This window comes from Streptomyces sp. NPDC037100 (genome assembly GCF_055606225.1).
The window spans coordinates 21,680-28,196 of the sequence record NZ_JBVJSX010000007.1; the positions used below are offsets into that span (position 1 = coordinate 21,680).

The following is a 6,517-nucleotide window of genomic DNA, read 5'->3' on the forward strand; positions in this document are numbered from 1 at the left end:
GACCCAGGGGGTCACTTCGCGTAGATCGCCTCGATCTCGTGCGCGTAGTCCTTAACCACCACGTTGCGCTTCAGCTTGAGCGACGGCGTCAGGTGGCCCGACTCCTCCGTGAACTGGGAGTTCAGAATGCGGAACTTCCGCACCGATTCCGCCTTCGACACCGCGGCGTTGCCGTCGTCGATCGCCGCCTGGATCGCGGCCAGCAGGTCCGGGTCCTCGCTCAGCGACGCCGCGGTGGCACCCGCCGGCTTGCCGTGCTCGGAGCACCAACGGCCCAGGAACTCCTCGTCGATGGTGATCAGCGCGCCCACGAACGGCCGCCCGTCGCCCACCACCATGCACTCCGCGACCAGGGCGTGCGCCCGGATGCGGTCCTCGATCACGGCCGGGGCGACGTTCTTGCCGCCCGCGGTGACGATGATCTCCTTCTTGCGGCCGGTGATCCTGAGGTAGCCGTCCTCGTCGAGGGTGCCGATGTCACCGGTGTGGAACCAGCCGTCGGCCAGCGCCTCGGCGGTCGCGCCGGGGTTGTTCCAGTACTCCTTGAACAGGTGCTCGCCGTGCAGCAGCACCTCGCCGTCGTCGGCGATGCGCACCACCGAGCCGGGGAGCGGCTGGCCGACCGTGCCGATCTTCTGCCGGTCCCAGGGGTTGAACGCGGTGGCAGCGCAGGACTCGGTCAGGCCGTAGCCCTCCAGCACCGTGAAGCCGATGCCGCGGAAGAAGTGGCCGAGTCGCTCGCCGAGCGGGGCGCCGCCGGAGATGGCGTACTCGCCCCGGCCGCCGAGGACCGCGCGGAGTTTGCTGTAGACGAGCTTGTCGAACGTCTTGTACTTGATCTTCAGGCCGAGCGACGGGCCCGACGGGGTGTCCAGCGCCTTGCTGTACGCGATGGCGGTGTCGGCGGCCTTGTCGAAGATCTTGCCCTTGCCGTCGGCCTGGGCCTTGGCGCGCGCCGAGTTGTAGACCTTCTCGAAGACGCGCGGCACACCGAGGATCAGCGTCGGACGGAACGCGGCCAGCTCGTCGGTGAGGTCCTTGATGTCCGGGACCGTGCCCAGCTTGATCGGCGCCATCATGGGCGCGATCTGCACCAGCCGGCCGAAGACGTGTGCGAGCGGCAGGAAGAGCAGCACCGAGCACTCGCCCGTGCGGAACAGCGGACGCAGCCGCTCGACGATGTTGCCGCACTCGGCGAAGAAGCTGCGGTGGGTGAGCACACAGCCCTTGGGGCGGCCGGTGGTGCCGGAGGTGTAGACGATGGTCGCCGGGTCGTCGGCCTTGGCGAACGAGCCGCGCTCCTCGACCGTCTCGTCGGTGACGTCCTGGCCGAGCCGGCCCAGCTCGTCGATGCCGCCGCCGTCGATCTGCCACACGTGCTTGAGCGCCGGAAGCCGGTCGCGCACCGCCTCGATCGCGGCCGCGTGGGCGTCCGACTCCACGACACAGGCGGTCGCGCCCGAGTCGCCGAGGATCCACTGCACCTGCTCCGCCGAACTGGTCTCGTACACCGGCACGGTCACCGCGCCCGCGCTCCAGATCGCGAAGTCCAGCAGCGTCCACTCGTAACGGGTGCGGGACATCAGACCCACCCGGTCGCCCGGCTGTACCCCGGCGGCGATCAGCCCCTTCGCCGCCGTGTGCACCTCGGCGAGGAACGTGGTGGCCGTGACGTCCTGCCAGCTGCCGCCGACCTTGCGGGCCATGACGGCGACGTCCGGGTGCTGCGCGGCGTTTCTGCGGACGATGTCGGTCAGATTTCCGTCCGCAGGGACCTCGTACAAAGCCGGAAGGCTGAACTCGCGCAAGACTGCTGCTCCTCATAGGGCGCCGGCGCCACGACGGTGTGTGCTGCGACGGTGCGGTCCAAGGCTCGGAGAAGTGCTCGCGCATTCACTTGTTGAAATGCAGAGCACGACTGGACTGGCCGGACGTTACCCGCCGGTATGGCTTCTACGACAGGGGGTCCCATCGAGATGTTCGCTGCGTCACACAGTTGGGTATTCCTTTGCGCACAGTAGTCCACCTGCTAACTGACTGGCCAGTAACCGCAGGTAGGGCCGCCACTGTTCACCACCGCTGCGCGCGACCTACGCTTGATCGTCATGGCACCCACACCAGTCCGAAACCGCCGGACGCGCGTACACGTGGTCAGCGACGTGCACGGCAACGCCCGCGACCTGGCCAGGGCCGGCGAGGGAGCCGACGCCCTGATCTGCCTGGGCGACCTCGTCCTCTTTCTCGACTACGCCGATCACTCGCGCGGCATCTTCCCCGATCTGTTCGGCGTCGAGAACGCCGACCGCATCGTCGCGCTGCGCACCGCCCGCCGCTTCGAGGAGGCCCGGGAGTTCGGGGCCGGGCTGTGGGCCGGCCTCCAGGGCGACCGCGCCACGGTGATCGAGAAGGCGGTGCGCAAGCAGTACGCCGAGCTGTTCACCGCCTTCCCCACTCCTACGTACGCCACCTACGGCAACGTCGACATGCCGGCCCTGTGGCGGGAGTACGCGGGCCCCGGCACGACCGTCCTCGACGGTGAGCGCGTCGAGATCGGCGGCCGGGTCTTCGGCTTCGTCGGCGGCGGCCTGCGCACGCCGATGCGGACGCCGTACGAGATCAGCGACGAGGAGTACGCCGCGAAGATCGAGGCCGTGGGCGAGGTCGACGTGCTCTGCACCCATATCCCGCCCGAGGTTCCCGAACTGGTCTACGACACCGTCGCCCGCCGTTTCGAACGCGGCAGCCGGGCCCTGCTGGACGCCATCCGCCGCACCCGGCCCCGCTACTCCCTCTTCGGACACGTCCACCAGCCACTGGTGCGAAGAATGCGGATCGGGGCGACCGAGTGCGTGAACGTGGGGCACTTCGCGGGCACCGGGACGCCCTGGGCACTGGAGTGGTGAGGACGCCCCAGGTCGGGTGAGATCCGCGGGCCCCCCTCGCGGTAGCCTTCACGCTGCGCACTCGTGCGCACGACCTCATACCGGCCCGCATCTGGAGGAGCCACGGCGATGGCGGAACACACCAGCTCGAGTATCACCATCGAGGCGGCCCCGGCCGACGTCATGGCGGTCATCGCCGATTTCGCACGCTACCCGGACTGGACCGGCGAGGTGAAGGAGGCGGAGGTCCTCAAGACCGACGCCCAGGGCCGCGCCGAGCAGGTCCGTCTCGTCATGGACGCGGGCGCGATCAAGGACGACCAGGTCCTCGGATACACCTGGACCGGCGAGAACGAGGTGTCCTGGACGCTGGTGAAGTCCCAGATGCTGCGTTCCCTGGACGGCTCGTACATCCTCAAGCCGTCCGGTGCGGGCGGCACGGAGGTCACGTACCTGCTGACCGTGGACGTCAAGATCCCCATGCTCGGCATGATCAAGCGCAAGGCGGAGAAGGTCATCATCGACCGGGCGCTGGCGGGGCTGAAGAAGCGGGTCGAATCCGCCTGATCGCGGTGGCCGGCCGGGTGCCGGAGGGTTGTGACCGATCGCGCCCACGCTGCGGAGCCCGCGTATTCAACACGGCCCCGCGCCCCTGGCCGGCCGCACCGAGGTACGTTCAACCCCATGCGCACCATCCTGATCACCGGCCCCGGCGGCAGCGGTCGTACCACCCTCGCGGCCGCGACCGCCCTGGCCGCGGCGGCCGAGGGCACCCGCACCCTCCTCCTCGGCTCCGACCGCGCGGACACTCTCGGTGCCGCCCTCGGCATCCCGACCGGACCCGCGCCGGTCGAAGCCGCCCCGCACCTCACCGCCTGGCGCCCCGACGCCGCCCAGGACTTCCGCAAGGATCTCGCCGCCCTCCAGGACCGTGCCTCCTCCGCTCTGGACCTCCTCGGCGCCTCCCGCCTCGACCCCGAGGAACTCACCCCCCTGCCCGGGGCCGAGGAACTCGCCCTGCTGCGCGCCCTGCGCGACGCCGCGCTGTCGGAGAAGTACGACACCCTCGTCGTCGACCTCCCCCCGGCCCCGCAGGCCCTCGCCCTGCTCGCCCTGCCCGAGGAACTCCGCCGCTACCTGCGCCGTCTCCTCCCGCCCGAACGGCAGGCCGCCCGCGCCCTGCGCCCCGTCCTGGGCCGCCTCGCCGGGGTCCCCATGCCCGCCGAGTGGCTCTACGAGACGGCGGCCCGCTGGGACCTGGAACTGGCCGCCGTGGAAGCGGTCGTCGCCGACCGCGGCACCGTCGTGCGCCTGGTCGCCGAGCCCGGCCCGGCCGGCGCCGACGTGCTGCGCACCGCCCGGCTCGGTCTCGCCCTGCGCGGTCTGCGCACCGACGTCGTGGTCGCCAACCGCGTCCTGCCCGAGGCCTCCCCGGACGCCTGGCTCGCCGGCCCGGTCGCCCAGCAGCGCAAGACGCTGGAGGAGTGGCGGGAGACCTACGACGTCCGCACTGTCGCCCACCTCGGGCGGGACCCGCGCGGCACCGACGACCTCACCGCCCTCTCCGTGCCCGGCACCGAGCAGGCGGCCCCCGCCGCCGACTGGCCCGTGACCGACCGACTCGGCGAGGACGGCGTACTCGTCTGGCGGATCCCGCTGCCCGGCGCCATACGCGAGGAGCTCGACCTCGTCCGGCGCGGTGACGAACTCGCCGTCACGGCGGGGACGTTCCGCCGGATCGTCCCGCTGCCCTCCGTACTGCGCCGCTGCACCGTCGACGGGGCCGCCCTGCGCGACGGCGAGCTGCGGATCCGCTTCGCGCCCGACCCGAAGCTGTGGCCGCAGAGCCCGTGAGACAGCGGGGCCCGAACCGGGGGAAGCAGTGGCCGGCACGGCCCGTGAATCCGGTACGCCCGTTCGGGTAACGTCGTAGGGACGAACCGTAGTCAGGAGTCCGTGATGAGCGAAGATCTCCCTCCGTCCGGCGCCGCCCGGGAAGAGGCCGCGGACGACGTGCGGGCGACCGACGCCGACGCCTGGGCGACCGCGTGCGCCGAGGACCTCCAGGCGGAGAAGGCCCGCCGCCGCGCCGAGTACGGCACGCCTGCGGGCTCCGCGGCCGAGGAACTGAAGAAACTCGTCGACGCCGTCGCCGAGAAGTTGTCCGGTGTCCAGTCCCCGCTGCTCGGCGCGGTCGCGGGACCCGCCGCCCAGCAGGTCGTGCGACAGGTCGTGCAGCAGGCCAAGGACGCCGTGGAACCCGTCATCGAGCGCAACCCGGACGTCTTCGACCACCTGGCCGCGGCCGGGAACGAACTGCTCGCCGCCTACCGCTCCGCCGTCCAGGCCCAGGAGCGGCGCTGGACCGGCCGCGACGAGCGGCACGACCCCCGTGACCGGGGTGAACGCCGGGACGGCGGCGACGACGCCGGCCCGGGGGAGCGCATCGACCTGGACTGAGTCCCCGGGCCCGGCCCTGAGCCGCCCCGGCACGGCCTCCCGGGGTGCCCAGCGTGCGGACGACAGCGAACCCGGCGGCAGGCCTCGGGTACCGTTGGCCGTAGCGGGGCTCGACCGAAACTGAGGGATTCATGGGACTCACCATCGGCGTCGACATCGGCGGCACGAAGATCGCGGCCGGCGTGGTCGATGAGGACGGCAACATCCTCTCGACCCACAAGGTGCCGACCCCGGGCACGGCTGAGGGCATCGTGGACGCCATCGCTTCGGCGGTGGAGGGCGCACGCGTCGGTCACGACATCGTCGGCGTGGGCATCGGTGCCGCCGGCTACGTGAACCGGCAGCGCTCCGAGGTCTACTTCGCGCCCAACATCCACTGGCGCAACGAGCCGCTCAAGGAGAAGGTCGAGGCCCGCGTGGGCCTCCCGGTGGTCGTGGAGAACGACGCGAACGCCGCGGCGTGGGGCGAGTACAAGTTCGGTGCCGGCAAGGGCCACCGCAACGTCATCTGCATCACCCTCGGCACCGGCCTCGGCGGCGGCATCATCATCGGCAACAAGCTGCGCCGCGGGCACTTCGGCGTGGCCGCCGAGTTCGGCCACATCCGCATGGTGCCGGACGGACTGCTGTGCGGCTGCGGCTCGCAGGGCTGCTGGGAGCAGTACGCCTCCGGCCGTGCCCTCGTCCGGTACGCCAAGCAGCGGGCCAACGCCACCCCCGAGAACGCCGAGATCCTCCTCGGCCTCGGCGACGGCACGCCCGAGGGCATCGAGGGCAAGCACATCTCCATGGCCGCCCGCCAGGGCGACCGCGTGGCCGTCGACTCCTACCGCGAACTGGCCCGCTGGGTCGGCGCGGGCCTCGCCGACCTCGCCTCCCTCTTCGACCCCTCCGCGTTCATCGTCGGCGGCGGCCTCTCCGACGAGGGCGAACTGGTCCTGGGTCCGATCCGCAAGTCGTACAAGCGCTGGCTGGTCGGCGGCAACTGGCGCCCGGTGGCGGAGGTCAGAGCGGCGGAACTGGGGAACAAGGCGGGCCTGGTGGGCGCGGCGGACCTGGCGCGGGAGCCCGACCCGATCATGTGAACTCCCCCTGGGGGGATGTGCTTCAGGGGCGCGGGGAACGGCGCGATCGGCCACGTACGGCCGGTGCTCGCGCATGAACCCTGCGCCCTG

6 protein-coding genes are annotated in these 6,517 nt (G+C 71.5%); 5 read left to right on the forward strand and 1 reads right to left on the reverse strand.

Features of this window, described 5'->3' with window-relative positions:
• Window positions 1-11: 11 nt before the first annotated feature.
• Window positions 12-1,808 carry an AMP-dependent synthetase/ligase gene (locus tag ACZ7EG_RS23125; RefSeq protein WP_471081982.1) on the reverse strand — a complete coding sequence of 599 codons (1,797 nt, stop codon included), beginning with the start codon at window positions 1,806-1,808 and terminating at the stop codon, window positions 12-14.
• 297 nt (window positions 1,809-2,105) lie between these two features.
• On the opposite strand from ACZ7EG_RS23125, the gene ACZ7EG_RS23130 reads away from it, so the two are divergent.
• The 5 genes from ACZ7EG_RS23130 to ACZ7EG_RS23150 all read left to right on the forward strand — a co-directional run bounded on the left by ACZ7EG_RS23130 (window position 2,106) and on the right by ACZ7EG_RS23150 (window position 6,427).
• Entirely contained in the window at window positions 2,106-2,903 is a 798-nt protein-coding gene (locus tag ACZ7EG_RS23130; RefSeq protein ID WP_471081985.1) for a metallophosphoesterase family protein, read from the forward strand.
• Between the two features lie 108 nt (window positions 2,904-3,011).
• Complete coding sequence (locus ACZ7EG_RS23135) at window positions 3,012-3,449, forward strand: SRPBCC family protein (protein WP_471081988.1); 438 nt, start codon at window positions 3,012-3,014, stop codon at window positions 3,447-3,449.
• A 117-nt stretch (window positions 3,450-3,566) separates the two neighbouring features.
• On the forward strand, window positions 3,567-4,736 hold the full coding sequence (locus ACZ7EG_RS23140) for an ArsA family ATPase (protein WP_471081991.1): 1,170 nt from the start codon (window positions 3,567-3,569) through the stop codon (window positions 4,734-4,736).
• Window positions 4,737-4,841: 105 nt separating this feature from the next.
• Window positions 4,842-5,342 (forward strand): DUF5304 domain-containing protein, encoded by a 501-nt coding sequence (locus tag ACZ7EG_RS23145; protein ID WP_471081994.1) that lies wholly within the window; start codon window positions 4,842-4,844, stop codon window positions 5,340-5,342.
• A gap of 131 nt (window positions 5,343-5,473) precedes the next feature.
• Window positions 5,474-6,427, forward strand: a complete 954-nt coding sequence (locus tag ACZ7EG_RS23150; protein WP_471081996.1) for an ROK family glucokinase — start codon at window positions 5,474-5,476, stop codon at window positions 6,425-6,427.
• Window positions 6,428-6,517 lie beyond the last annotated feature (90 nt).